This is a genomic window from Companilactobacillus zhongbaensis (genome assembly GCF_003946515.1).
Classification (GTDB): domain Bacteria; phylum Bacillota; class Bacilli; order Lactobacillales; family Lactobacillaceae; genus Companilactobacillus; species Companilactobacillus zhongbaensis.
Window position 1 is genome coordinate 1 of record NZ_RHOM01000074.1, and the last position, 1241, is coordinate 1241.

A 1241-nucleotide genomic window follows, 5' to 3' on the forward strand; every position below is an offset into this window, starting at 1 on the left:
CAGAAGTCAGCAGAGGTCATAGTAGTCGCTTGCGATGAAGGACCGAACATTAATAACTTTTATGGATATTGGAGGTAGAAATGGTGCGAAAATCGCAGAAAACAGAGCGTAAGCCTGGCCAACTGGGGACTGTTGGTTTGGAAAATCAACGAAAACCAGAGGTGCGTAGCGCCGTTTCTGGTGAAAGTACGATTAGAAGTGGCATTTCGTTCAAAGAATTAGTTTTAAGTAATGAAAATCTTAATCACGCATACGAGAATGTTTACGGGAACAAAGGAGCTCAAGGAATAGATGGCATGACTGTCTATGACTTGAAAGACTACATTAAGAAGAACAAATCTCAATTAGTGAAGTCACTTAGCGACTTGTCTTATAAACCTAAACCTGTCAGACGAGTAGAAATACCCAAACCTGACGGATCTATGCGTAAACTTGGAGTGCCAACAGTGTTTGATAGGTTGGTACAACAGGCGATTGCACAAGTAATTACGCCTGTGTTTGAGAAGGTATTCTCAGACAATAGCTTTGGCTTTAGACCAAATCGAAGTGCTCATGATGCAATAAAACGCGTCACTGAGTTTTATGACCAAGGATATCACGTAGTGATAGACCTAGACTTGAAAGCATACTTTGACACGGTCAACCATGACTTACTTATGAAGTTCATCAAGCAGTATATTGATGACGAATGGTTGTTGCGTATGATACGCAAATTCCTAACGAGTGGCGTGATGGACGGTAAATTCTTCCAGAAATCTACCATGGGAACTCCACAAGGAGGAAACTTATCACCACTCCTTGCGAACATTTATCTAAACGAACTCGATAAACTACTTACGTCCCGTGGACATAAGTTTGTTCGCTATGCCGATGACTGTAATATCTATGTCAAAAGTAGGCGAGCAGGTGAACGTGTTCTTGAGGGTGTATCTAAATTTTTGGAAAAGGACTTAAAGCTAACTATCAATCGCAAGAAAACTACTGTGGGAAACCCCCGCAGGCTAAAGTTTCTTGGATTCTCAGTTGGTGTATCTCGAAAAGGGGCATACCCGATAGCTAGTAATCAGTCAAAGAAAAGACTAATACACTCCTTGAAAATCATCACTAAAAGAAATCGAGGAAGAAGCCTAGAAGTTATCTTCCTAGAAATCGAACGAAAGATGAATGGATGGTTGAACTATTATGGAATTGCGGGAATCAAGACATTCATACAGAGAGTTGATGAATGGCTACGTGCAAGA

Annotated in this window: 1 protein-coding gene; it reads left to right on the forward strand. The window is 40.9% G+C overall.

Features of this window, described 5'->3' with window-relative positions; all coding sequences use genetic code 11:
• Positions 1–83 precede the first annotated feature (83 nt).
• On the forward strand, positions 84–1241 hold a 1158-nt coding region (gene ltrA / locus EKM69_RS12185), incomplete at its 3' end, for a group II intron reverse transcriptase/maturase (protein WP_125711382.1).